The 21020-nt window shown below is 73.6% G+C and carries 28 protein-coding genes; 17 read left to right on the top strand and 11 right to left on the bottom strand.

Annotated features, from left to right (window positions below):
• Positions 1-27 precede the first annotated feature (27 nt).
• The 8 genes from AB0J97_RS34300 (at position 28) to AB0J97_RS34265 (ending at position 5943) form a co-directional block, all read left to right on the top strand.
• Positions 28-564, top strand: coding sequence for an ABATE domain-containing protein (locus AB0J97_RS34300; RefSeq protein ID WP_364096486.1), 537 nt, complete (start codon positions 28-30; stop codon positions 562-564).
• A 91-nt stretch (positions 565-655) separates the two neighbouring features.
• A complete protein-coding gene (locus AB0J97_RS34295) occupies positions 656-1747 on the top strand; it encodes an LLM class flavin-dependent oxidoreductase (protein ID WP_364096483.1) in 1092 nt (363 codons plus the stop codon).
• A 23-nt stretch (positions 1748-1770) separates the two neighbouring features.
• Positions 1771-2382: an FMN reductase gene (locus tag AB0J97_RS34290; protein WP_364096480.1), complete on the top strand. Its 612-nt coding sequence runs from the start codon at positions 1771-1773 to the stop codon at positions 2380-2382.
• Between the two features lie 9 nt (positions 2383-2391).
• A complete protein-coding gene (locus AB0J97_RS34285) occupies positions 2392-3156 on the top strand; it encodes a chitosanase (RefSeq protein ID WP_364096477.1) in 765 nt (254 codons plus the stop codon).
• Between the two features lie 50 nt (positions 3157-3206).
• Positions 3207-3746: a hypothetical protein gene (locus tag AB0J97_RS34280; protein ID WP_357703098.1), complete on the top strand. Its 540-nt coding sequence runs from the start codon at positions 3207-3209 to the stop codon at positions 3744-3746.
• Positions 3747-3775: 29 nt separating this feature from the next.
• The gene (locus tag AB0J97_RS34275; RefSeq protein WP_357703096.1) at positions 3776-4381 is read left to right on the top strand and encodes a cyclodeaminase/cyclohydrolase family protein; all 606 of its coding nucleotides are present in this window, start codon (positions 3776-3778) and stop codon (positions 4379-4381) included.
• Positions 4378-5205: a bifunctional 5,10-methylenetetrahydrofolate dehydrogenase/5,10-methenyltetrahydrofolate cyclohydrolase gene (locus tag AB0J97_RS34270; RefSeq protein ID WP_364096473.1), complete on the top strand. Its 828-nt coding sequence runs from the start codon at positions 4378-4380 to the stop codon at positions 5203-5205. Before AB0J97_RS34275 ends, AB0J97_RS34270 begins: the two co-directional genes overlap by 4 nt.
• Before the next feature lie 30 nt (positions 5206-5235).
• Positions 5236-5943, top strand: coding sequence for a type 1 glutamine amidotransferase (locus tag AB0J97_RS34265; RefSeq protein WP_357703092.1), 708 nt, complete (start codon positions 5236-5238; stop codon positions 5941-5943).
• Between the two features lie 45 nt (positions 5944-5988).
• Here AB0J97_RS34265 and AB0J97_RS34260 read toward each other — a convergent pair whose 3' ends face one another.
• Positions 5989-6621 carry a hypothetical protein gene (locus AB0J97_RS34260; protein WP_364096470.1) on the bottom strand — a complete coding sequence of 211 codons (633 nt, stop codon included), beginning with the start codon at positions 6619-6621 and terminating at the stop codon, positions 5989-5991.
• 190 nt (positions 6622-6811) lie between these two features.
• On the opposite strand from AB0J97_RS34260, the gene AB0J97_RS34255 reads away from it, so the two are divergent.
• Complete coding sequence (locus tag AB0J97_RS34255) at positions 6812-7117, top strand: hypothetical protein (RefSeq protein WP_364096467.1); 306 nt, start codon at positions 6812-6814, stop codon at positions 7115-7117.
• A gap of 134 nt (positions 7118-7251) precedes the next feature.
• A complete protein-coding gene (locus tag AB0J97_RS34250) occupies positions 7252-7917 on the top strand; it encodes an endonuclease V (protein ID WP_364096464.1) in 666 nt (221 codons plus the stop codon).
• 31 nt (positions 7918-7948) lie between these two features.
• On the opposite strand, the gene AB0J97_RS34245 is transcribed toward AB0J97_RS34250, so the two are convergent.
• Together AB0J97_RS34245 and AB0J97_RS34240 are read right to left on the bottom strand one after the other, a co-directional pair.
• Entirely contained in the window at positions 7949-8320 is a 372-nt protein-coding gene (locus AB0J97_RS34245; protein WP_364096461.1) for a hypothetical protein, read from the bottom strand.
• Positions 8321-8424: 104 nt separating this feature from the next.
• A complete protein-coding gene (locus AB0J97_RS34240) occupies positions 8425-9078 on the bottom strand; it encodes an NAD(P)-binding domain-containing protein (protein ID WP_364096458.1) in 654 nt (217 codons plus the stop codon).
• A gap of 90 nt (positions 9079-9168) precedes the next feature.
• Between AB0J97_RS34240 and AB0J97_RS34235 the strand changes: the two genes are divergently transcribed.
• The 4 genes from AB0J97_RS34235 to AB0J97_RS34220 all read left to right on the top strand — a co-directional run bounded on the left by AB0J97_RS34235 (position 9169) and on the right by AB0J97_RS34220 (position 10972).
• Entirely contained in the window at positions 9169-9525 is a 357-nt protein-coding gene (locus AB0J97_RS34235) for a helix-turn-helix domain-containing protein (RefSeq protein ID WP_364096455.1), read from the top strand.
• A gap of 81 nt (positions 9526-9606) precedes the next feature.
• Positions 9607-9822: a hypothetical protein gene (locus AB0J97_RS34230; RefSeq protein WP_364096452.1), complete on the top strand. Its 216-nt coding sequence runs from the start codon at positions 9607-9609 to the stop codon at positions 9820-9822.
• A 332-nt stretch (positions 9823-10154) separates the two neighbouring features.
• Complete coding sequence (locus AB0J97_RS34225) at positions 10155-10727, top strand: TIGR00645 family protein (RefSeq protein ID WP_364096449.1); 573 nt, start codon at positions 10155-10157, stop codon at positions 10725-10727.
• Positions 10728-10765: 38 nt separating this feature from the next.
• Positions 10766-10972, top strand: a complete 207-nt coding sequence (locus AB0J97_RS34220) for a hypothetical protein (protein ID WP_357703072.1) — start codon at positions 10766-10768, stop codon at positions 10970-10972.
• A 50-nt stretch (positions 10973-11022) separates the two neighbouring features.
• Here the strand turns inward: AB0J97_RS34220 and AB0J97_RS34215 are convergent, their stop codons facing one another.
• Positions 11023-11826 (bottom strand): Cof-type HAD-IIB family hydrolase, encoded by an 804-nt coding sequence (locus AB0J97_RS34215; protein ID WP_364096445.1) that lies wholly within the window; start codon positions 11824-11826, stop codon positions 11023-11025.
• A 52-nt stretch (positions 11827-11878) separates the two neighbouring features.
• On the opposite strand from AB0J97_RS34215, the gene AB0J97_RS34210 reads away from it, so the two are divergent.
• Positions 11879-12262, top strand: a complete 384-nt coding sequence (locus AB0J97_RS34210) for a hypothetical protein (protein WP_364096442.1) — start codon at positions 11879-11881, stop codon at positions 12260-12262.
• A 65-nt stretch (positions 12263-12327) separates the two neighbouring features.
• Here AB0J97_RS34210 and AB0J97_RS34205 read toward each other — a convergent pair whose 3' ends face one another.
• Positions 12328-12804, bottom strand: coding sequence for a DUF2283 domain-containing protein (locus AB0J97_RS34205; RefSeq protein ID WP_364096439.1), 477 nt, complete (start codon positions 12802-12804; stop codon positions 12328-12330).
• Between the two features lie 127 nt (positions 12805-12931).
• Between AB0J97_RS34205 and pyrF the strand changes: the two genes are divergently transcribed.
• A complete protein-coding gene (gene pyrF, locus AB0J97_RS34200) occupies positions 12932-13738 on the top strand; it encodes an orotidine-5'-phosphate decarboxylase (RefSeq protein ID WP_364096436.1) in 807 nt (268 codons plus the stop codon).
• Here the strand turns inward: pyrF and AB0J97_RS34195 are convergent.
• Positions 13719-15395 carry a 2-isopropylmalate synthase gene (locus AB0J97_RS34195; RefSeq protein ID WP_364096583.1) on the bottom strand — a complete coding sequence of 559 codons (1677 nt, stop codon included), beginning with the start codon at positions 15393-15395 and terminating at the stop codon, positions 13719-13721. The genes pyrF and AB0J97_RS34195 overlap by 20 nt on opposite strands.
• 201 nt (positions 15396-15596) lie before the next feature.
• Here AB0J97_RS34195 and AB0J97_RS34190 point away from each other — a divergent pair, with 201 nt between their 5' ends.
• On the top strand, positions 15597-16298 hold the full coding sequence (locus tag AB0J97_RS34190; protein ID WP_357706624.1) for an FCD domain-containing protein: 702 nt from the start codon (positions 15597-15599) through the stop codon (positions 16296-16298).
• Positions 16299-16373: 75 nt separating this feature from the next.
• Here the strand turns inward: AB0J97_RS34190 and AB0J97_RS34185 are convergent, their stop codons facing one another.
• The 5 genes from AB0J97_RS34185 to AB0J97_RS34165 are packed head-to-tail and all read right to left on the bottom strand — an operon-like array spanning position 16374 to position 21015.
• Complete coding sequence (locus AB0J97_RS34185) at positions 16374-16634, bottom strand: hypothetical protein (protein ID WP_364096432.1); 261 nt, start codon at positions 16632-16634, stop codon at positions 16374-16376.
• Between the two features lie 58 nt (positions 16635-16692).
• Positions 16693-17586 carry a ribokinase gene (rbsK, locus tag AB0J97_RS34180; RefSeq protein WP_364096429.1) on the bottom strand — a complete coding sequence of 298 codons (894 nt, stop codon included), beginning with the start codon at positions 17584-17586 and terminating at the stop codon, positions 16693-16695.
• Complete coding sequence (locus AB0J97_RS34175) at positions 17583-18923, bottom strand: ADP-ribosylglycohydrolase family protein (protein WP_364096426.1); 1341 nt, start codon at positions 18921-18923, stop codon at positions 17583-17585. Before AB0J97_RS34175 ends, rbsK begins: the two co-directional genes overlap by 4 nt.
• Entirely contained in the window at positions 18920-20059 is a 1140-nt protein-coding gene (locus AB0J97_RS34170; protein WP_364096423.1) for an ADP-ribosylglycohydrolase family protein, read from the bottom strand. Before AB0J97_RS34170 ends, AB0J97_RS34175 begins: the two co-directional genes overlap by 4 nt.
• Positions 20056-21015, bottom strand: coding sequence for an ADP-ribosylglycohydrolase family protein (locus AB0J97_RS34165; protein ID WP_357706632.1), 960 nt, complete (start codon positions 21013-21015; stop codon positions 20056-20058). Before AB0J97_RS34165 ends, AB0J97_RS34170 begins: the two co-directional genes overlap by 4 nt.
• Positions 21016-21020: the final 5 nt, after the last annotated feature.

The following is a 21020-nucleotide window of genomic DNA, read 5'->3' as shown; positions in this document are numbered from 1 at the left end:
CTTGTCAATGCGGTTACCATCGGAGTCGTGGACTTCACCTTCGTCAGCGGCAACCTCGGCCTCGACCTCGCCGGCACCATCGGCCACCGCCGGGGCGCGCGCATCGACCTGATGGCCGCCCCCGCCGACCTCGCCCGCTGGACGGTCGCCGCCGGGCTCCTCGACGAGCCGCCCGCGACCGGCGACGACGACCTGGCACGGGCTGCGGCCCTGCGCGAGGCGGTCTACCGGCTGGCCACGGCCGCCCGCGAGGGCCGCCCGTACGACCGGGCCGACCGCGACCTGCTCAACGAGACCGCCCGGCCCGCGCCCGCGGACGTCGTGCTCGGCGAGCGCGGCCTGCGGCGCGGCGGCGGGCTGACCGGCGCGCTGTCCGCGACGGCGCGGGCGGCGATCGAGCTGCTCGGCGGCCCGCAGGCGGCACTGATCCGCGAGTGCGAGGCCGACCCCTGCACGCGCCTGTACGTCGACGCCTCCCACCGCCGCACCCGCCGCTGGTGCGACATGCGCGGCTGCGGCAACCGGGCCAAGGCGGCGGCCTTCCGTGCCCGCGCGGGCGCCTGACGGGGACGCCTCACGAGATGATGGAATAACCGCACGCGGCCGGACGCTACGGTACCTGTCAAAGATTCAACAGTCATGGATGGTGACTAAAGTGCAGTTCGGAATCTTCAGTGTGGGCGACGTGACCATGGACCCCACCACCGGCAGGACCCCGACCGAGCACGAGCGGATCAAGGCGATGGTGGCGATCGCGCTCAAGGCCGAGGAGGTGGGCCTCGACGTGTTCGCGACCGGCGAGCACCACAACCCGCCGTTCGTGCCGTCCTCGCCGACCACCATGCTCGGCTACATCGCGGCCAGGACCGAGCGGCTGATCCTGTCCACCGCCACGACGTTGATCACCACCAACGACCCGGTCAAGATCGCCGAGGACTTCGCCATGCTCCAGCACCTGGCCGACGGCCGGGTGGACGTCATGCTGGGCCGCGGCAACACCGGGCCGGTCTACCCGTGGTTCGGGCAGGACATCCGCCAGGGCATCCCGCTGGCCGTCGAGAACTACGCGCTGCTGCACCAGCTGTGGCGCGAGGACGTCGTGGACTGGGAGGGCCGCTTCCGCACCCCGCTGCAGGGGTTCACCAGCACGCCGCGCCCGCTCGACGGGGTGCCGCCGTTCGTGTGGCACGGCTCGATCCGCAGCCCGGAGATCGCCGAGCAGGCCGCGTACTACGGTGACGGCTTCTTCGCCAACAACATCTTCTGGCCCAAGGAGCACTTCATCCGCCTGATCAACCTCTACCGTCAGCGGTACGCCCACTACGGGCACGGCACGCCCGAGCAGGCGATCGTCGGCCTGGGCGGCCAGGTGTTCATGCGCAAGAACTCCCAGGACGCCGTCCGCGAGTTCCGCCCGTACTTCGACAACGCCCCCGTGTACGGCCACGGGCCGTCGCTGGAGGAGTTCACCGCCGAGACCCCGCTCACCGTGGGCAGCCCGCAGCAGGTCATCGACCGGACGCTGGAGTTCCGCGAGTTCTTCGGCGACTACCAGCGCCAGCTGTTCCTCATGGACCACGCCGGCCTGCCGCTGAAGACCGTGCTGGAGCAGCTCGACCTCCTGGGCGAGGAGGTCGTGCCGGTGCTGCGCAAGGAGCTGGCCAAGGACCGCCCGGCCGGCGTCCCGGACGCGCCGACGCACGGCTCGCTGCTCCAGGCCCGTACGTCCCAGGCCGTCGAGGTCTGACCTCCAGAAAGGGAGATCCCCCCATGAAGCTCGTCGTCGTCACGGCCGGTCTGACCCAGCCGTCCTCCACCCGTCTGCTCGCCGACCGCCTGGCCGAGGCCACCCGGCGGCGGCTGGCCGGCGAGGCCGAGGTGCGCGTGGTCGAGCTGCGCGACCTGGCCGTGGACATCGCCAACAACCTGGTGACCGGCTTCCCCGGCGCCCGGCTGCGCGAGGTGATCGAGGCCGTGACGGAGGCCGACGGGCTCATCGCGGTCACGCCGACGTTCAGCGGCTCCTACAGCGGCCTGTTCAAGTCGTTCTTCGACGTGATCGACAACACGGCCCTGACGGGCACGCCCGTGCTGGTCGCGGCCACGGGCGGCACGCCGCGCCACTCGCTGGTGCTGGAGCACGCGCTGCGCCCGCTGTTCGCGTACCTGCGGGCCATCGTCGTGCCGACCGCCGTCTACGCCGCCTCGGAGGACTGGGGCGGCGGCGGTGACGCCTTCACCGACGGGCTCGGCGAGCGCATCGACCGGGCCGCCGGGGAGCTGGCCGGCCTGCTGGCGGGCCGGGCTCCGCGGAAGTCGAGCGACGATGGGGAGGTCGTCCCGTTTGCGGAGCAGCTCGCGGCTTTGCGCCCGCTGCGCTAGTTTGCAGCGGTGCTGACCGCTACGTTCCTCTCGCTGTCCCTCGTCCTGACCGGCGCGTCTACCCCAGACCTTAACGATCCGCACAAGAAGGACATCGCCATGCGGCTGGTGTCCAGTGCGGAGAACTCCTCGCTGGACTGGAAGGCCCAGTACGGCTACATCGAGGACATCAAGGACGAACGGGGCTACACCGCGGGCATCATCGGCTTCTGCTCCGGCACCGGCGACATGCTGAAGCTGGTCGAGCTCTACACCCGGCGCAGGCCCGGGAACGTGCTGGCCAAATACCTGCCGGCGCTGCGCAAGGTCAACGGCACCGACTCCCACAAGGGCCTCGGGAAGCCGTTCGTCAGGGACTGGAAGAAGGCCGCCGCCGACCCGGCCTTCCGGCGGGCCCAGAACCACGAGCGCGACCGGGTCTACTTCGACCCGGCCGTCCGCCGGGCCAAGAAGGACGGCCTGCGGGCGCTGGGCCAGTTCGCCTACTACGACGCCATGGTCATGCACGGCCCCGGCTCCGACAAGCTGAGCTTCGGCGGCATCAGGAAGGCCGCGCTGGCCAAGGCCGTCTCCCCCGCGCGCGGCGGCGACGAGGTCGCCTACCTGAACGCGTTCCTCGACGCCAGGAAGGCGGCGATGAAGGCCGAGGACGCCCACGACGACACCACCCGGGTCGACACCATGCAGCGCGTCTTCCTCAGGAAGGGCAACCTCGACCTCAGGCCGCCGCTGACCTGGAAGGTGTACGGGGACAAGTACACCATCAAGCGCTGATCGGGCGATCACGGTAGGTTGGTGAGCCAGCCGAACAAACGGGGTTAATCATGTCCAACGGTGCCCGTCATGGTCTGGGAGTGGTCGCGGGGCTGCTCCTTCCTCCACTGATCGCCGCCTGCCTCATGTACGGCATCGGCGAGATCGGCCTCACCATGGCCACCAGGTACACCATCTCGTGGCTGGGGCTCGGCGTGGTCGCGGCGGCCGGGGCCGGTCTGGCGTTCCTGGCCGGCTCGCGCCTGTCGCCCATCGCCTCGCTCCTCGGCGGCCTCGCCCTCACCGCGCTCGGCCTGGTGCCCGCGGTGGAGCTGAGCGCCGGCGTCCGGGTGATCCCCGACGGGCTGGTCACCGGGACGCTGGCGGCGGGCATGCAGACCGCCCTGTACACCGGGGTCATGCTGTTCCTCGGCGTGGCCCTGCTGGTCGTGTCGCTGTTCCCGTCGCGGTGGCGGTCCCTGGGGCGGCCGTCGGTCCACACCTCCGACTACGGCTCCGACTACGGCTCCGGTTACGGGGCGGCCGGGTCGCCGTACCTGCCGCCGGGCACCGCGGCCCACGACGTCACCAGGCCGATGCACCGCGAGTAGCGGCGTACCGGGCCTGGCAGAATGCGGCCATGCGCGACTCGAAGATCGTCGACTTCCTGGCCGAGCTGGCCGACAAGGTGCCCGCCCCCGGCGGCGGGGCCACCGCCGCGTTGCACGCGGCGCAGTCCGCCGCGCTGCTCGGCATGGTGGCCCGCTACACCACCGGCGAGCGGTACGCCGAGCACGCCGAGACCGTCGCCGCGGTGATCGGCGAGACCGACGCCCTGCGGGCCGGGGCACTGCGGCTGGCCGAGGAGGACGCGGCCGCCTTCACCATGGTCTCCGACGCCTACCGGCTGCCCAAGGGCGAGGAGCGCAGCGTCTCCATCGCCCGCGCCCTGGCCGGCGCGGCCGAGCCCCCGGCCCGGGTGGTGGAGACCGCCACGCGGCTGGTCGAGCTCTGCGAGCTGCTGCTGCCGATCGGCAACCGCAACGTCGTCACCGACGTCGCCGCAGCCGCCGACGCCGCCCGCGCCGCGCTCACCACCGCCCGGATCAACGTCGAGGTCAACCTGCGCGGCATCAAGGACGAGCCGGTCCGCGAGGAGCTGACCGCCCGCCTGGCGGGGGTCGAGGCGGCCGTCGCCGGGGCCGACCGGATCACCGCCGAGGTACGCGAGGAGATCACCCGATGAGGACGCTGACCGGCCGCGACCTGGCCACCGCGATCAAGGCCCAGACGCAGGCCGAGGCGTCCGCCGGACCGCAGCCCAGGCTGGCCGTCGTGGTCGCCACGGCCGACGAGGCCAGCCTGTGGTACGTGCGCTCGATCGCCAAGGCGGCCGCGGGCGTCGGCGTCGCCTGCGACATCGTCGACCTCGGCGCCGACGCGGACCCCGACAGGATTCACCAGACGCTGGCCGGGCTCAGCGCCGACGGCGCCGTCCACGGGGTCATGCTCCAGACGCCGCTGCCCGCAGGGGCCTCGGCGCAGGCGCTGGCCGCCGCCATCGACCCGCGCAAGGACGTCGACGGCGCGAACCCGCTCTCGCTCGGCCGCCTGGCCGCCGGGCTGCCCGCGTTCCCGCCCGCCACCGCGGCGGCCGTCATGGCCCTGCTCGACCACTACGAGGTGCTGCTCGAAGGGCGGCGGGCGGTGGTCGTCGGCCGCTCGACGGTGGTCGGCAAACCGCTGGCCCACCTGCTGCTCGACCGGCACGCCACGGTCACCGTCTGCCATTCGCGCACCCGTGACCTGGCCTCGGTCACCGCCGGGGCCGAGGTGCTCGTGGCCGCCGTCGGCCGCGCCGGGCTCATCGGCGCCGCGCACGTCGCGCCGGGCGCGGTGGTGATCGACGTGGGCACCAACCCCACCGACGACGGCGGGCTCACCGGCGACGTCGACTTCGCGGCGGTCTCGGAGGTGGCGGGCGCGCTGACCCCGGTGCCCGGCGGCGTCGGCCCGGTGACCACCGCGTTGCTGCTCCGGCACACCGCCCGAGCGGCGAACCTGCCCTGAACCCCGGACATCGGAGAGTGGAGACCCGCGATGGGTGACGTCCTGATCGTGCAGAACAGCAGGAGCGGCGGTCCGAGCCGGCTCGGCGGCTGGCTGGAGGAGGCCGGGCTGCGGCTCGACGTGGTGCTCGCGCACGAGGGCGCGCCGCTGCCCGACCGGCTGGACCGGCACGACGCCATGATCATGCTCGGCGGCGGCTACCTGCCCTCCGAGGACGACCGGGCCCCGTGGCTGGCCGGCGCCCGCCGGCTGGTGGGCCAGGCGCTGGAGGAGGGCGTGCCGCTGTTCGGCATCTGCCTGGGCGGCCAGATGCTCGCCGAGGTGGCCGGCGGCGAGGTGACCGGCGACACCGGCGCGCCGGAGAACGGCAGCCTGCCGGTCACGCTCCGGCCCGAGGCGGCCGACGACCCGCTGTTCCAGGGGCTGCCGCCGGTGGTGCCCGCGATCGAGCACCACAAGGACGCCGTCACCCGGCTGCCCGCCGGGGCGGTGTGGCTGGCGGAGACGCGTGCCTGCCCGTACCAGGCGTTCCGGGTCGGCGAGCGGGCGTGGGGGGTGCAGTTCCATCCCGAGGTGCTGCCCGCGCGGGTACGCGAGTGGACGCCCGACGGCTTCGACCCCGCGGAGGTCTACGCCGGGGCGGTGGCCGACGAGCCGGTCTCCACGCCGGTCTGGCGCGAGGTGGCGCTGCGCTTCGCCAAGATCGTCAGCGGCCGGACGCCCGCCGACCGGGCCTGAGCGCCACGGCAGGACTGCGGGCCGGTGGCGCCGGCCTGGCGGGGGTCAGTTTCCCGTCTTCTTCAACGTCCCCGTGGTGGTGACCGCGCCTCGTGTGTGGAAGTAGTTGTAGGTCAGGGTGCCGTTCGCGTGGCGTTCGAGGGCGATGTTGCCTTCCGGCGTGCACCCTGTGCCGCTGGTGAGCGTCTCGGCCAGTTCCAGGCCTTCGGGAGAAGCGGTCCGGAGTGTGAGCTCGCCGGCGCAGTGCAAGGGCTCGTACGCGACGGTTCCCACCGGCTCGCCCGCCTCTCCGTTCCGCAGTCGAAGCCGCACTTCGTACGAGCTGCCGCCTTGGGTGAGGGTCCCCGACCACACGCCGAGGAAGGAGCGCGGCAGGGTCTCGTGGACGGGCGGCGTCGGTGCCGGGGTGGGCGCCTGCGACGCGGAGCCGGACGCGGGGCCGGACGCGGGGCCGGACGTGGGGCCGGACGTGGGGCTGACGGTCGGGGCAGGCTCTGGCTGCTGAACCGCCGGCGACGTCCTGGCTCGGTCCCGCCGGGCCTCCGCCCGCTCCGCCTCGTCGCCCAGAAAGGACAGAATGCCCACCGCTGCGCTTATCGTCGCCAGGACCAGCCCCAAGCCGGTGACGACAGCCTTCCACGGGCCAGGAGAGCGCCCTGTTCGTGCCTCCTCGTTCATGGCGCGCCTCCTTGTCCTCACCGTGCGAACGGGGAGTCCCCCGAAGGAGTTCCCCGCTGCGCCCGCTCTCATGGGCCGCCGGCGACGCGGGCGCCTACGGAGCCCGGCCGCTGATCATATGACGAGATCCGGACGATCATCCCTGGTCCAGAGGGGCGTCAAGGCCGCCGCCGTGAGTTAGCGTCTGGCCATGAAGATCAAGTTTGCCGCCGCCCTGGTCGCCGCGGCCACCGCCGTCTCGCTCACCCCCTCCGCCGCCAGTGCCGAGCCCCTCCCGTCCAACTGCCGCGCCGGGATCGGTTACAACGCCGCCTACTCCTGGGCGAACTGCACCGGCGGTGCGGGTTACGTGCGGGCCATCGCGACCTGCTCCAACGGTTCCTACACCGTCAAGTCCTACGGCTCGTGGCAGTGGGTCGGCACGCAGTCGGAAGCGCACTGCGCCTGGGGGTATGCCACGGCCGTGGCGGCTTCCTACGACATCAAGGCCTACTGACCCACCGCCACCGCCCGGCCCCTGCCACGGCGGCCCGGGCCGGGCGGTGGCGGCTCGGCGGTCCCGGCACGGGGACGGCCCGGTCCGGCGCCTTGCGGTCGAGGCCGGGCGCGAAAGGCCCTAACTTGGGCGGGGTGCGGGTAAACAGACTTCATCCCTGGCCGGACGACGTCGCCGAGGCCGAGGCCGTCCAGGACCGGCTGCGCGGACGCGTCGAGCTCTCCGGGCCCACGGAGTTCACCCTGGTGGCCGGCCTCGACGTGCACTACCACGGCGACGACGACGTGACGGCGGCGGCGGTCGTCCTGGACGCGGCGACCCTGGAACCGGTCGAGCGGGCGGTGGCCCACGGCAAGGCGGCCTTCCCGTACGTGCCCGGCCTGTTCGCCTTCCGCGAGCTGCCCACCCTGGTCGAGGCGCTCGAACGCCTGGCCGTCACCCCCGACCTGCTGGTCTGCGACGGCCACGGCCTGGCGCACCCGCGCGGCTTCGGCCTGGCCTGCCACCTGGGCGTGCTGACCGGCCTGCCCGCGATCGGGGTGGCCAAGACGCCGTTCGTGGGCGAGCACGAGCCGCCGGGCCGGGAGCGCGGCGACTGGACGCCGATCGTCCACGAGGGCGTCACGGTGGGCCGGGCGCTGCGCACGCGGCGGGACACGAAACCGGTCTACGTCTCCCAGGGACACCGCATCGGCCTGGACACCGCCACGTCCCAGACCCTGCTGCTCACCCCCCGCTACCGCCTGCCCGAGCCCGTGCGCCAGGCCGACCACCTGGCCCGCCACCCCGGCGGGACCTGACCGCCCCCCTCGGCCGGTCCCGCCGGGACGGTCACCGCCGCCAGGCCCAGACGACGAGCCACACGCTGAGCCCGAAGATCGTCATGCCCAGCGGCACGTGCGCGGCCACCGCCCCCGACCCGCCGAGCATCGACTGCAGGAAGCCGAGGAGCAGCACCCCCAGGCTGACCAGCGCGGGCCACCCGGCGCCGCGCCCCGGCCGCCACATCAGCACGGCCGCGACGAGCTGGAGCAGCCCGAGCAGGTGGACCGCGCCCGCCCCCGCCCCGTGCAGGCCCGTGCCGGCCCCGCTCATGAGCTGCCCCGCCGTGACGGCCTGCAGCAGCACCGCCAGCATGCTGAGCGTGGCGAGGGCCTTGAACGCGGTCAGGTACCCGCTCCCCTTGACGACCTGGGTGACCACTGGACTCTCCTTCGACCTCGGGTGGACGCCCCCAGGATCGCGCCGCCGCCGTCGCCGGGCATCCGCCCTCCGTCGTCATCCCGGCTACGCCCTGCGGCGTACGCTCACGACGGGTCGTGCGCCCCCGAGGAGGCCAGTGGGGGCAGGATCGCCTGGGCGTCCGCGCCGCCGAACCAGAGCCCGATCACGAACGCGGCCGTCGCCTCCAGCTGCGCCGCCCGGTCGAGGCCGCCGCCGTCCAGCGGGGTGCAGCCGAGGTCGCGGACCAGGCCCCGGACCAGGTCGAGCGCCTCGGGGTCGTCGCCGCACAGGGGCACCGCCAGCGGGCGTCCGCCGAACACGGGCGGTGTCATCCGCCACACGTCCACGTGGCACAGGTTGAACGCCTTCACCACGTGCCCGCCCGTGAGATCGGCGATCCGGCGGGCGAGCGGACGGGTGGCGTCGTACCTGTCGGGGGCGGCGGCGTTGGTCACGTCGATGAGCGGCTTGCCGCGCAGGGCCGGACCGGCGGCGGCCAGCACGTCGGCCAGCCCCGCCTCCCGGACGCCCACCATGACCACGTCGCCGGACGCGGCCGCCTCCGCCCAGCTCCCCGCCCGTGCCGCCGGGCGTCCGGCCTGGGCGTTTATGCTCTCCGCGAGGGCGCGGGCCCGTTCCGGGTCGCGTCCGCTGACGGTCACCTCGTGCCCGGCCCTGATCCACTGCGTGCCGAGCGCGTCGGCCATGCCGCCGGCGCCCAAGATCCCGATCTTCATGGTCGTCCTCCGTGAGCTGAAAGGGCTTTACTAGGACAAGGACTGTAGAAATGTCGTCACACACCAATCGGTGCCTATCGGAGGGCTCACGTGTTCCTCGCCGACTGCCAGGCCAGACTGGCCTTCGACCTGATCGCCAACACCTGGAACGCGGTCGTCGTCTGGTCGCTGCGCCACGGCCCGCGCCGCCCCGGGGAACTGCGCGCGGAGATCGGCGGGATCAGCCCCAAGGTGCTCACCGAGACGTTGCGCCGCCTGGAGTTCAACGGCCTGGTCGACCGGCGGTCCTACGCCGAGGCCCCGCCCCGCGTCGAGTACGCGCTGACCGACCTGGGCCGCACCCTGCTGGGCCCGATCGAGGCGTTCGGCGTCTGGGCGCACGACCACGCCGACGAGGTCATGGACGCCCAGGACCGGTCGACGGGCTGCCAATCCTCCACTTCATGAGGAATCTTTAACTCAGCGTTACTGGATGATTACTCTGGGTAGCAAGTCGGTGGTTGATTCCACCGTCCCCAGGAGGTACTCATGCCTGTCGTCCCACGCCGCGCCGCCCTTGCCGCGGCCGTCCTGACCGCCGGCCTGTCCGCCGGTCTGTCCGTGGCGCCCGCTCACGCCGTCGTCGACCCCGCCCACGCGGTGACCTGCGCCGCCGAGTCCGCCACCGGCCTGACCACGCTGGTGGACCCGATGGCCCCCCAGGCCCCGACGGAGATCCCCGCGGCGGGCTGCCTGCATCCCTGACCGGCCATCACGGGCCACCGCGCAAGGCGGTGCGGCGCGCCATGCCGCACCGCCGATCCCGGCCCTTCCCCCGTCCGACAGCGCCATCCCCGTGCCCGACCAGCAGCAGTCGAGGAGTCCCCATTGAAGTTCCGAATCCTGACCAGCGCAGCGGTCCTCGCTCTGGCGGCGGCGGCCGCCGTTCCCCCAATCGTCCTCGGGTCAGGGGGCCGAAACGAACCGGGGAACATCAATGTCCAGGCCATCGTCGACCGGGTCAACATCTTCACGTCGTAGTGAGGCCGCCACAGTTGACCGTGGCCGAGTCCGAGTCCGCTCCCCGGCCGCGGAGCATGCTGCACCACGTGGGCTACGTCATGTTCCTCAGCCGGTGGATACAGGCGCCGCTCTACCTCGGGCTGATCGTCGCCCAGGTCGTGTACGTGTGGCGGTTCATGGTCGAACTCGCCCACCTGGTCGAACTCGGCTTCGGCGGCAATCCTCCGGAGACCACGATCATGCTGATCGTCCTGGGGCTCGTCGACGTCGTGATGGTCTCGAACCTGCTGATCATGGTCATCATCGGCGGCTACGAGACCTTCGTCTCGCGGCTGCGCATCGACGGACACCCCGATCAGCCCGAGTGGTTGTCCCACGTCAACGCAAACGTCCTCAAAGTCAAGCTGGCCATGGCGATCATCGGGATCTCGGGGGTGCACCTCCTGCAGATCTTCATCAACGCCGCCCGGCCGGCCATCACCGACAGGGAACTCGTATGGAAAACACTGATCCATCTCACCTTCGTGGTCTCGGCGCTCGCACTGGCCGTGATGGATCGAATCATGGCAGGCGGGCGGCACGTCCAGCAGGCGCACCGGGAACAGCAGCCCGGCGGTGTCGCGCAGGAGCGGGTCGCCGCAGCCTAGCGGTCGCGCTGCTGACCGGCGCGGGGCTGCTGGCGTCCGTGGCGCCCGCGTACGCCTCGGCCTCGCCGGGCGCGGCGCCCGCCCAGGGGCCGCGGCCGCTCATCGGCGACGTGATCGTCTTCAACGACGAGATCGTCGAGCCGGTGTCGCTTCCGGTGAGCACCTGCGGCGGGCTGCTGCCGGTGCTGAGCGGCGCGCCCACCGGGTGCAAGGACACGTCCCGGGTGTCGGACGACGACGCCTGAGACCTCCGGCGCCCGCCCGCGGGGGCGGGCGGGCGCCGGGCCCGGCCGGGTCAGCCGAAGAGGCGTTCGAGGACCTCGGCCACGCCGTCCTCGTCGTTGGAGGACGTACGGTGCCCGGCCGCGGCCAGCACCAGCGGGTGCGCGTTGGCCATCGCGTAACCGGCCCCGGCGAAGGCCAGCACGGCCAGGTCGTTGGGCATGTCGCCGAACGCCACCACCTGCGCGGGCTCGACCCCGCGCTCCTCGCACAGCTCCGCCAGCATGCCCGCCTTGGTCACGCCCAGGGCGCTGACCTCCAGGAGGCCCGGCACGCCGGAGTGGGTGACCTCGGCCAGCTCCCCGACCGCCGCCGCGGCGACGGCGGACATCTCGTCGGCGGTGTGCGCGGGCGAGAGCACCAGCAGCTTGACGATCGGCTCGCCGGCCTCGCACGCCGAGGCCACCTCCCGGTAGTGCTCGACGTCGTGCGCGACCCGCCTGGTGTAGCCGGACTCGGTGAGCACGCCCGTGCCGGTCTCGATCGCGAAGGCCGCCCCGGGCAGCGCCGCGGCCAGGCTGTCGGCGACCTTCCTGGCGGCCCGCGGCTCGATCGTGCGGCTGGCGACGATCTCGGCGGTGGCCAGGTCGTACAGGAGGGCGCCGTTGCTGCAGATCGCCAGGCCGGTCAGGCCCGCCTGCCCGGCGATGGCGTGGACGGAGCGCGGCGGCCGGGCGGTGACGAAGACGATCTCCGCTCCGGCGTCGCGGGCCAGGCCCAGGGCCTGTTCGGTGCGCGGGGAGATGATCCCGGCGGAGGTCAGCAGGGTGCCGTCCAGGTCGGTGGCCACGATGCGGGGCCGGGTGGCGGGGGTCACGTCACCTACGGTAGGGCCTGGGGTTCGGGGGCCCGCGGAGTAGGGTGCCCTCGTGTCTACTCCTTCGGGGCGTTTCGCCCGATCTGGGCCGCGGCCGGCCGACGGGCTCGCGCCCGTGTTCCGGTTCGCGTCCGAGCTGGTCGCCTGGGTGGCGATGCCGTGGGCGCTGGCCTCCTGGTCGGTGTGGGCGGCCGTGTTGTCGGTGGTGGTGCTGATCGGGCTGCCGACGGTGTTCGCCACGCCCGGCGACAAGCGCGGCGTGGTGGTCGCCGTGCCGGGGTTCGTGACGGTGGCGCTGGTGGCCCTCCAGCTCGTGGCGGCGGTGGCGGCGGCGTGGGTGGCCTGGCACGCGGCGGTGGCCGCGGTGGTCACGGTGCTGGCGGTGGTCACCGTGGTGCTGGAACTGCCCCGCTGGCGCTGGCTGCTGACCGGCTGAGCCCCTTCGGAGCGGCGTCGCGGCCTCCCGGAACGCAGGCCCTTCAGGCGTTGCAGGCACGCCCTTCAGAGGCGCATCTCGGAGGGGAGGCGGGTGGCGGCGTTGAGGAGCTCCAGGCCGAGCAGTTCGCCCGAGGCGCCATAGTCGAGGACGACGTCCTCCGACACGGTCTGTCGTACCGCCTCACCTGGCACTATTTCATGCTTCATCGCGATATAGGCGATGTCTCGATCTTTGTCCCAGTTGACGTACACGGTCTGGGTGCGTTGCCGGTCCGGCGGGGTGTCGTCCGGGCGCAGCAGGCCCTCCTTGGCCTCGTGCGAGCCGGCCAGCGCCGCCCGTACCATGGCCAGCGCCACCTCGACCGCCTCCAGCGCGTCGCGGCCGGTCGCCCTTCGCTCGTGCTCCCATCCGGCCAGCCCGTCGATCCGGTACGGGCACGACCACTCCCCCGCCTCCTCGTACGGCACGCCGACGGTGACGACCACCTCGCGCGGCGGCACGGTCTCCAGCACCAGTACTCGTTGGGCGATCTCGTACATGTCGCATCATCTACCCCGGCGCCCGCTTCCGGAAGACCCGCGACCCGAGCCATATCATCCGGGGCCGATGCTTACCGGATTCGAGCCGCGGCGGGTTAGTGTGCGTTGGGGTCGCAAGGGGGCCTAGATGAACGAGTCGTTCGGCACACGCCTGCGTGCCAGGCTGGACAAATTCGGCCCGCTCTGTGTGGGCATCGATCCGAGCCCGGCGTTGCTCGACGCCTGGGGCCTCGACGACTCACCGGGCGGCCTTGAGCGCTTCAGCCGCACGGTGGCCGACACGATCAGCGACGTGGCCGCCGTGGTCAAGCCGCAGTCGGCCTTCTACGAGCGCTGGGGCAGCCGCGGCGTGGCCGTCCTGGAACGCACCATCGCCGACCTGCGCGAGGCCGGCACGCTGGTGCTGCTCGACGTCAAGCGCGGCGACGTCGACACCACGATGGCCGCCTACGCCGAGGCCTACCTCGACCGGGGCAGCCCGCTGGCCGCCGACGCGGTGACGCTCAGCCCCTACCTGGGGTTCGGCTCGCTGGAGGTGGCGATCACCTCGGCGGTGGCCAACGACGCCGGGGTCTTCGTGCTGGCCCGCACCTCCAACCCGGCGGCGGCCGGATTGCAGCAGCGGGTGGCCGACCTGGTGATCGCCGGGGCCGCCGCCGCGAACGCGGGCCACGAGCCGTTCGGGCCGGTGGGAGTGGTGATGGGGGCCACGCTGCCCGCGCTCGACCACTCCCTGGCCGGCCTCGACGGGCCGATCCTGGCTCCGGGGCTCGGCGCGCAGGGCGCCTCCCCCGCCGACGTGGCCCGCCTGTTCGCCCCGGTACGCGGCTCCGTCGTCCCGTCGGTCTCCAGGGCCGTCCTGGCCGACCCGAAGCGGCTGCGGTCGAGGACCCTGCACTACCGGGACGAATGCGTCAGATACCTGACGGACTGAGCCGGTCGACGGCGGCCAGCACCGCCCGTACCGAGGCGGTGAGCACCGAGGTGTCCTGACCGGCGCCCCAGCCGATCACGCCGCCGACCCGGGCCTCCACGTACGCGACCGCGCTGCTGCCCGTCCCCGGGTCCACGGCGTGCTCGGCGTAGTGCAGGACGTCGACCTCGACGCCGTCCCCGGCCAGCGCGGCGGTCAGCGCGGACAGCGGCCCGTTGCCGGTGCCGCGCAGCACCCGTCCGGATTCGAGCACGCCCTCGAACTCGTGCGTCCCCGGCGCGGTCTCGGCCGTGCGCCAGGAGGCGAACCCGCCGCGCTCGCCGGGGGCGATGTAGGTGGCGTGGAAGAGCGACCACAGCTCGTCGGCGGTGATCTCCTCGCCGCTGTCGTCCGTGGCCCGCTGCACCGCCGCCGAGAAGTCGATCTGGAGACGGCGCGGCAGGTCGAGCCCGTGGCGGGCGCCCAGCAGGTACGCGATGCCGCCCTTGCCCGACTGGCTGTTGACCCGGATGACGGCCTGGTAGTCGCGCCCCACGTCGGCCGGGTCGATGGGCAGGTACGGCACCTCCCACGGTGCCAGCTCCGGCGGCACGCCCAGCTCGGCGGCCCGCGCGGCGTGGTGGGCCAGGCCCTTGCCGATGGCGTCCTGGTGGGTGCCGGAGAAGGCGGTGTAGACCAGGTCGCCGGCGTAGGGGTGGCGGTCGTGGACGGGCAGGCGGTTGCAGTGCTCGACGACGCGCCGGACCTCGTCGACGGCCGAGAAGTCGATCATCGGGTCGACGCCCTGGGAGTGCAGGTTGAGCGCGAGGGTCACCAGGTCGACGTTGCCGGTGCGCTCCCCGTTGCCGAACAGGCAGCCCTCCACCCGCTGCGCCCCGGCGAGCACGGCCAGCTCGGCGCAGGCCACGCCGGTGCCGCGGTCGTTGTGCGGGTGCACCGACAGGATCACCGAGTCGCGGCGGTCGAGATGGCGGTGCATGTACTCGATCTGGTCGGCGTACACGTTGGGGGTGGAGATCTCGACGGTCGCGGGCAGGTTGTGGATCACCGGGCGGTCCGGGGAGGCGTCCCAGAGGGCGGTCAGGTCGTTGCAGACCTCCAGCACGAAGTCGGGCTCGGTGAGGTTGAACACCTCGGGCGAGAACTCGAAGCGCACCGGCAGCCCCTCGGCCAGGCGGGCGACCTGGCCGGCCGCGTCCAGGACGAGCTTGCGCAGGTCGTCCCGGTCGCGGCCGAGCACCACGTCCCGCCAGACGGGCGCCGTCGCGGTGTAGAGGTGCACGACCACGTCGGGCAGGCCGCGGATCGACTCGAAGGTGCGCTCGATCAGGTCCTGACGGGCGGCGGTGAAGGCCACCACGGTCACGTCCTCGGGCACCGCGCCGGGCTCGGCCAGTTCCCTGAGGAAGTCGAAGTCGAGCCTGCTGGCCGACGGGTAGCCGACCTCGATCTCCTTGAAGCCCATCCGCGCCTGGAGGTCGAACAGGCGGCGCTTGCGTGCCGGGTCCATCGGCTCGGCCAGCGCCTGGTTGCCGTCACGCAGGTCGACGGGGACCCAGAGGGGGGCGCTGGTGATGCGGCGCGAGGGCCAGGCGCGCTCGCCGGCCACGGGCACCTCGACCCGTTCGTGGGCGGGCCGGTAGCGGTGGGAGGGCATCGCGCTGGGGCGCTGCCGGTTCCATTCGTACACGTCTTCGTTCCTTCTCGGCGATCGGACGACCGGCAGCACCTCGCACGCCGCGGCGGGGTGCCGGTCCGGTCAGGCCCCGCCGCGGCGGCCGAGAAGAAGGAGACCGTACGACGACATGGCGGCTACACTAACCACAACACAGGTCCTCAGACAACCTGAGAGGTACACATGCCGCTCGGCGCCCTCCGCCGCAGCCCCCTGGTCGACCAGGCCGTCGAGCATCTGCGCGAGCAGATCACCGGAGGCCACTGGCCGGTCGGCACCCGCCTGCCCGGCGAGAACGCGCTGGCCCAGACACTCGGGGTAGGCCGGTCCACGGTCCGCGAGGCACTGCGGGCGCTGGCCGGCGCCGGGCTGGTACGGGCGCGTCAGGGCTCGGGCGTGTTCGTCATCGCCTCGGAGCCGGTCCAGGACTGGCCCGCCCGGCTGCGGCGGGCCGCGATCACCGACGTGTACGAGGTCCGCATGATGGTCGAGACGCAGGCGGCCAGGCTGGCGGCGGCGCGGCGTACCGACGAGGACGTGGCGGCGATGGAGGCGGCGCTCCAAGCCCGCGAGCAGGCGGCCGGCGGGGACGACGCGGCCTTCGTGGACGCCGACATCGCGCTGCACGCGGCGGTCGTGGCGGCGGCGGGCAACCCGGTGCTCACGGACCTGTTCGCCGAGTTCGCCCCGGCGTTGCGGGAGGGCCTGATCGACATGGTGGAGCTGCTGGGGCTGCGCGAGCACGACCGCAACCCGGGGCACGGCACGCACGCCGCGCTCGTGGCGGCGGTCCGCGACGGGGACGCGACGGCGGCGAGCGACCTGCTGGCGGCCGAGCTGGAACAGACCCTCGCCCGCCTGCACACGACCCCGGGCGGCCGGTGACCGCCGACCGGCGGGCCGGGCCCGTCGCGGCGACGGACCGGGGGGCAGACCGTGCGGCGGGTGCGGCGGGTGCGGTCAGGAGGTGGGGCCGGCGTCGGTGCGAATGACGTCCTCGCCTTCGTCGTCCTCCTCGGGCGGCTCTTCCGGGGTGGGCTCCTCCTGCTCGTCCGGCGGGTCGGCGGACACGGGGCGGCGGGTCCTGGGCGACCCCGAGAAGGATCGTTCGGCGACCACGTCGGTCTCCCCTTCCACGCCTCCCACCGCCTCGGGCAGGTCGTCGGGCTTCCGCCTCGCGTGGCCCACCGCCTCGGGCAGGTCGTCGGGCTGCTCGCTCATGGCCCCCACCTGCCCGTGACGGCGTCCCTTGACGCCCGGCCGGACGTCAAGGGACGGGCTAGGACAGCTTCCGCAGGGCGTCCTCGATCTCGGCCCTGACCGGCATCGACGTGCTGGCGCCCGCCCGCTGCACCGACAGCGCCGCCGCCACCGAGGCGAACCGCAGCGCCTCGGCCGGCGCCAGCCCCTCGGCCCGCGCCACCGACAGCGCGCCCACGAACGTGTCACCGGCGGCCGTCGTGTCGACAGCCTTCACCCTGATCGCGGGCACCCGCAGCCGCTCGCCCGAGCGGGAGCCGTAGAGCGCGCCCTGCGAGCCCAGCGTGATGACGGCCTCCTCGACGCGTTCGAGGAGCGCGTCGAGGGCGGCCTCGGGGTCGGCCTGCCCGGTGATGTCGGCGGCCTCGTGCTCGTTCGGGACGATCATGGTGACCGCGTCGAGCAGCTCGTCGGGCAGCGGCTGGGCGGGCGCCGGGGTCAGGACGGCGGGCACGCCGGACACGCGGGCCGCCTCCGCGGCGGCCATGACGGCCTCCATGGGCAGTTCGAGCTGGAGCAGCAGGGCCCGCGACCCGGCGATCGTGGCCAGGTCGCCGCCGGACGGCCCGGTCACGGTGCCGTTCGCGCCCGGCACGACGATGATCGAGTTGCCGCCGGCGTCGTCGACCACGATGTGCGCGATGCCGCTGGGGCCGTGCACCTCGCGCAGGCCGTGGACGTCCACGCCGGCCTCGGCCAGGGTGGAGCGCATCTCGGCGCCGAAGCCGTCGTCGCCGACCGCGCCGAGGAAGGACACCTGCGCACCGGCGCGGGCCGCGGCGATGGCCTGGTTGGCGCCCTTGCCGCCGGGCACGGTCCGGAACGAGTGACCGGTGACCGTCTCACCCCGCTTGGGGGCTTCAGATACGTACGCGACGAGGTCCATGTTCGCGCTGCCGAAAACCGAGATCATGACGCCATCATCTCCTGAGTACGTCGCGCCAGTTCGCCGAGCCCCACCCCGTCGAAGCCGGTCAGGCTGCTGGACAGGCTGTCGCGCATGAGCCAGCGGTCCGGCACGCCGCCGTTCAGCGCGCCCGCGACGGACCCCGCCGTGGCCCCGGCCGAGTCGGTGTCCCAGCCACCGGCGACCGCGCCCGCGATCGTGGCGGTGAAGTCGCCCCGCCCGTGGATCAGGGTGGCGGCGACCAGGGCGGCGTTGTTGATCGTGTGCACCCAGTGCAGCGTGCCATGCCGCTGGTGCAGCAGGTCGATGACACGCTCGAAGTCCGGCTCGCGGGCGGCGTCGGCGGCGGCCAGGCTGACCGCCTCGTGCAGGCGGGAGTTCCGCGGCACCACCGACAGGCCCGCCTCGACGACCTCCCGGGGCGAGCCGGCGACCAGCGAGGCGGCGCACATGGCCGCGACGAACATCGCGCCGTAGATCCCGTTGGCCGTGTGGGTGAGCCGGGCGTCGCGCCAGGCCAGCTCGGCGGCCGCGGCGGGGTCGCCGGGGTTGGCCCAGCCGTAGACGTCGGTCCTGATGAAGGCGCCGATCCACTCGCGGAACGGGTTGCGCCGGGTGGCCGTCTCCGGGGGCTCGAAGCCGTCGAGCAGGTTGCGGTAGGCGACCCGCTCGGCGGTGAACGTCCGGCCGGCCGGAAGCTCGTCCAGCCACAGCTTGGCGACGTCCTCGGTGGTGAAGCCGCGGCCGTGGCGCTCCAGGACGGACAGCGCCAGCAGCGGGTAGTTGAGGTCGTCGTCCTCGGGGATGCCGTCGATGTTCTCGGCCAGGGAGTTGACCGCGCTGCGCCGGTTCCACGGCCACCTGCGCGCGATCTCCTCCGGCAGGCCCTCGGCGGTGAACCAGCCGGTCACGGGCCAGTTGCCGGTGGCCTCGGCGATCTGCCTGATGCCCTCGCGCGGGATCTTCTCCACCGGCTTGCCCAGCACGCATCCGGCCGCCCGTCCCTGCCAGGCGCCCAGCAGCCGCGCCGGGTCGGCCTTCGCGGCCGTCCCGGACGAGGGCCAGCCGGGGCAGGCGGCGACGATGGCGTCCAGCTCGGACGGCTCGGCCAGCGGCGACGGGATCGCGGCCAGCTCGTCCAGCAGGCTCTCGGCCAGGGGACGCAGCCGGGCGGCGGCGGCCTCGGAGGCGCCGGCGCGCGGCGGGGCGTCGTGGCCGCCCGCCGCGTGCCAGCGTCCGGCCAGCTCGCGCACCTGCGGCAGGTCGCCCCTGCCGTCCTCGGCGGCCTGGCGCAGCTCGTGGCCCACCAGGTCCTCCGGCTGCACCCAGGTGAGCCTGATCATCGCGCGTCCAGCTCGGCGAAGGCGGTCTCGTGGGCGCGCCGCCGCGCCAGGTCGTCGGCGTGCACCCGGCGCGCCACCTCGGCGATGGCCAGGCCGGGCGCCACCAGGTCGGTACGGCTGGCCGCCCCGATCTGCTCCACCCACTGCGCGGGCACCGCGGACAGCCCCCCGAGGGCGCCCGCGATCGCTCCGCCCATGGAGGCGATCGAGTCGGCGTCGCGGCCGTAGTTCACGCCGCCGAGCACGGTGTCGCGGAAGTCGCCCTTGGCCGCGACCAGGAAGCCCAGCGCCAGCGGCAGCTCCTCGATGCTGTGCACCCGGCTCGGCCGGCGCGCGCCGAGGCCCTGGTCGCGGTAGGTGTCGGCGACCGTGTCGAAGGGCCGTACGGCCGCGCGCAGCGTCTCGAACGAGCCCTCCCAGTGGCCGACCCCGGCGGCGGCCTCGCAGACCGCCTCGATGGCGGCGCGGGTGCCGTCCTTGGCCAGGCGCAGGCAGGCGGCGACCACGGAGTCGACCGTGGCGCCCGGCCGCATGGCCTCGGCGACGGCGGCGGCCATCACGCCGGCGGCCTCGCGTCCGTAGCTGGACTGGTGGGCCCCGGCCAGGTCGACGGCCTCGGCGTAGGCGGCGTCGGGGTCGGCGGCGTTGACGATGCCGACGGGCGCGACGTACATGGCCGCGCCGCAGTTGACGATGTTGCCGACGCCGGCCTCGCGCGGGTCGACGTGCCCGTAGTGCAGGCGGGCCACGATCCACTTCTCGGCCAGGAAGATCCGGTGCAGCGGCAGCGCCTCGGCCTCCAGCTCGGGGATCCACCGCCGCTCGCCCATCAGCTCCGGCACGAGGTGGTCGGCCATGGCGTACGCCCCCAGGTGCCCGCCGACCTTCTCGTACACGCGGATCAGGGCGTGCGTCATCAGGGTGTCGTCGGTGATGTGCCCGTCGCCCTTGTGGTACGGCGCGATCGGCCGGGCGTTGCGCCAGTCCTCGTTGTACGGCGGCACGATGCCCTCGACCCGGCCGCCGTACCTGTTCACGATCTGTTCGGGAGTCCAGCCCTCGGTGGCGCCGCCCAGCGCGTCTCCGACCGCCGCCCCCGCCACGCAGCCAGTGGCCCTGTCCTCAAGCGGCGTCATGCGATTCCCTTCGTCAGTTCGATCAGATCCTTGCCCGCCAGCGACGGCAGGCAGCAGCCCGCCAGCGCGCGGGCCGGCGCGAGCCACCCCTCCGGGATCGCGCCGTACCCACTGGCGGCCCCCGCCAGTGCGCCGGTCAGCGCGGGCGCCGAGTCGGCGAGCGCGGACAGGCAGGCGGCGGCCGGGACGGCGCGGGCGAGGTCGCCCCCCGCCGCCTCGGCCAGCGCCAGGGCGACGGGCACCGTCTGGGCGGCGCCCACGCCGTAGCTGTAGACGTGGTCGAGCAGCGCGGCGTCCAGCGCGGGCACCGCGCCGAACGGGTCGCCGGCCTTCCTGGCCGCGGCCAGCGCCACCCGGGCGTTGTGCCCGATGGCGGTGTCCTCGGGCAGGACGGCGAGCGCCGCCTCCACGGCCTCCCCCACCGAGCCCGACGCGACCGCCGCGGCGACGGCGGCGGCCATGGCCTGGGCGCCGAGCAGCCCGTCGCCCGCGTTGGTCACCTGGGCGTCCTCGGTCGGGTCCTTGCCCAGGGCTCCGAACGCGACCGCCCGTACGGCGGCGGCGTCGTCGAAGTGGTGCGGGTTGTCGTGCCCGGAGGCCGGCGGCTCCAGGCCCCTGGCCAGGTTGTCCAGCGCGGTGGCCACCGAGATGCGCGCCCGGACGTCGGTCAGCTCCCGGAACGCCGCGGCCCGCGGCCGGTCGATCGTCAGCAGCGTCCAGGCCAGCCATTCGGCGTCGTCGGACGGGCCGACGGCCAGCGGCGCGATCGGCTGGTTGAGCGCGAACGGCACCGGCAGCGTGGTGACCCGGTGCTCCTCGGCGAAGGCGTCCAGCTCGCGGTGCAGGCGCCGGCTCCAGGGCGCGTGCAGGGCGGCGCGGTGCCTGGCCGCGGGCCAGCCGACGGCGTCGCCCACGGCGAGCCCGATGAAGGCCCCCCTGATTCTGTCCCCCGACATGATGA

The organism is Nonomuraea sp. NPDC049607 (assembly GCF_040675375.1).
Classification (GTDB): Bacteria; Actinomycetota; Actinomycetes; order Streptosporangiales; family Streptosporangiaceae; genus Nonomuraea.
This window is presented reverse-complemented; position numbering and strand designations above follow the sequence as displayed.

Excerpts from the sequence above, each read along its gene's own strand:
- AB0J97_RS34255 (WP_364096467.1), top strand. The coding sequence starts at position 6,812 with ATGAAGATCAAGTTTGCCGCCGCCCTGGTCGCCGCGGCCACCGCCGTC.
- AB0J97_RS34170 (WP_364096423.1), bottom strand. The coding sequence starts at position 20,059 with ATGACGCCGCTTGAGGACAGGGCCACTGGCTGCGTGGCGGGGGCGGCG.
- AB0J97_RS34275 (WP_357703096.1), top strand. The coding sequence starts at position 3,776 with ATGCGCGACTCGAAGATCGTCGACTTCCTGGCCGAGCTGGCCGACAAG.
- AB0J97_RS34260 (WP_364096470.1), bottom strand. The coding sequence starts at position 6,621 with ATGAACGAGGAGGCACGAACAGGGCGCTCTCCTGGCCCGTGGAAGGCT.
- AB0J97_RS34185 (WP_364096432.1), bottom strand. The coding sequence starts at position 16,634 with ATGAGCGAGCAGCCCGACGACCTGCCCGAGGCGGTGGGCCACGCGAGG.
- AB0J97_RS34175 (WP_364096426.1), bottom strand. The coding sequence starts at position 18,923 with ATGATCAGGCTCACCTGGGTGCAGCCGGAGGACCTGGTGGGCCACGAG.
- rbsK (WP_364096429.1), bottom strand. The coding sequence starts at position 17,586 with ATGATCTCGGTTTTCGGCAGCGCGAACATGGACCTCGTCGCGTACGTA.
- AB0J97_RS34240 (WP_364096458.1), bottom strand. The coding sequence starts at position 9,078 with ATGAAGATCGGGATCTTGGGCGCCGGCGGCATGGCCGACGCGCTCGGC.
- AB0J97_RS34265 (WP_357703092.1), top strand. The coding sequence starts at position 5,236 with ATGGGTGACGTCCTGATCGTGCAGAACAGCAGGAGCGGCGGTCCGAGC.
- AB0J97_RS34190 (WP_357706624.1), top strand. The coding sequence starts at position 15,597 with ATGCCGCTCGGCGCCCTCCGCCGCAGCCCCCTGGTCGACCAGGCCGTC.
- AB0J97_RS34195 (WP_364096583.1), bottom strand. The coding sequence starts at position 15,395 with ATGCCCTCCCACCGCTACCGGCCCGCCCACGAACGGGTCGAGGTGCCC.
- AB0J97_RS34225 (WP_364096449.1), top strand. The coding sequence starts at position 10,155 with ATGCTGCACCACGTGGGCTACGTCATGTTCCTCAGCCGGTGGATACAG.
- pyrF (WP_364096436.1), top strand. The coding sequence starts at position 12,932 with ATGAACGAGTCGTTCGGCACACGCCTGCGTGCCAGGCTGGACAAATTC.
- AB0J97_RS34230 (WP_364096452.1), top strand. The coding sequence starts at position 9,607 with ATGCCTGTCGTCCCACGCCGCGCCGCCCTTGCCGCGGCCGTCCTGACC.
- AB0J97_RS34165 (WP_357706632.1), bottom strand. The coding sequence starts at position 21,015 with ATGTCGGGGGACAGAATCAGGGGGGCCTTCATCGGGCTCGCCGTGGGC.
- AB0J97_RS34280 (WP_357703098.1), top strand. The coding sequence starts at position 3,207 with ATGTCCAACGGTGCCCGTCATGGTCTGGGAGTGGTCGCGGGGCTGCTC.
- AB0J97_RS34290 (WP_364096480.1), top strand. The coding sequence starts at position 1,771 with ATGAAGCTCGTCGTCGTCACGGCCGGTCTGACCCAGCCGTCCTCCACC.
- AB0J97_RS34205 (WP_364096439.1), bottom strand. The coding sequence starts at position 12,804 with ATGTACGAGATCGCCCAACGAGTACTGGTGCTGGAGACCGTGCCGCCG.
- AB0J97_RS34270 (WP_364096473.1), top strand. The coding sequence starts at position 4,378 with ATGAGGACGCTGACCGGCCGCGACCTGGCCACCGCGATCAAGGCCCAG.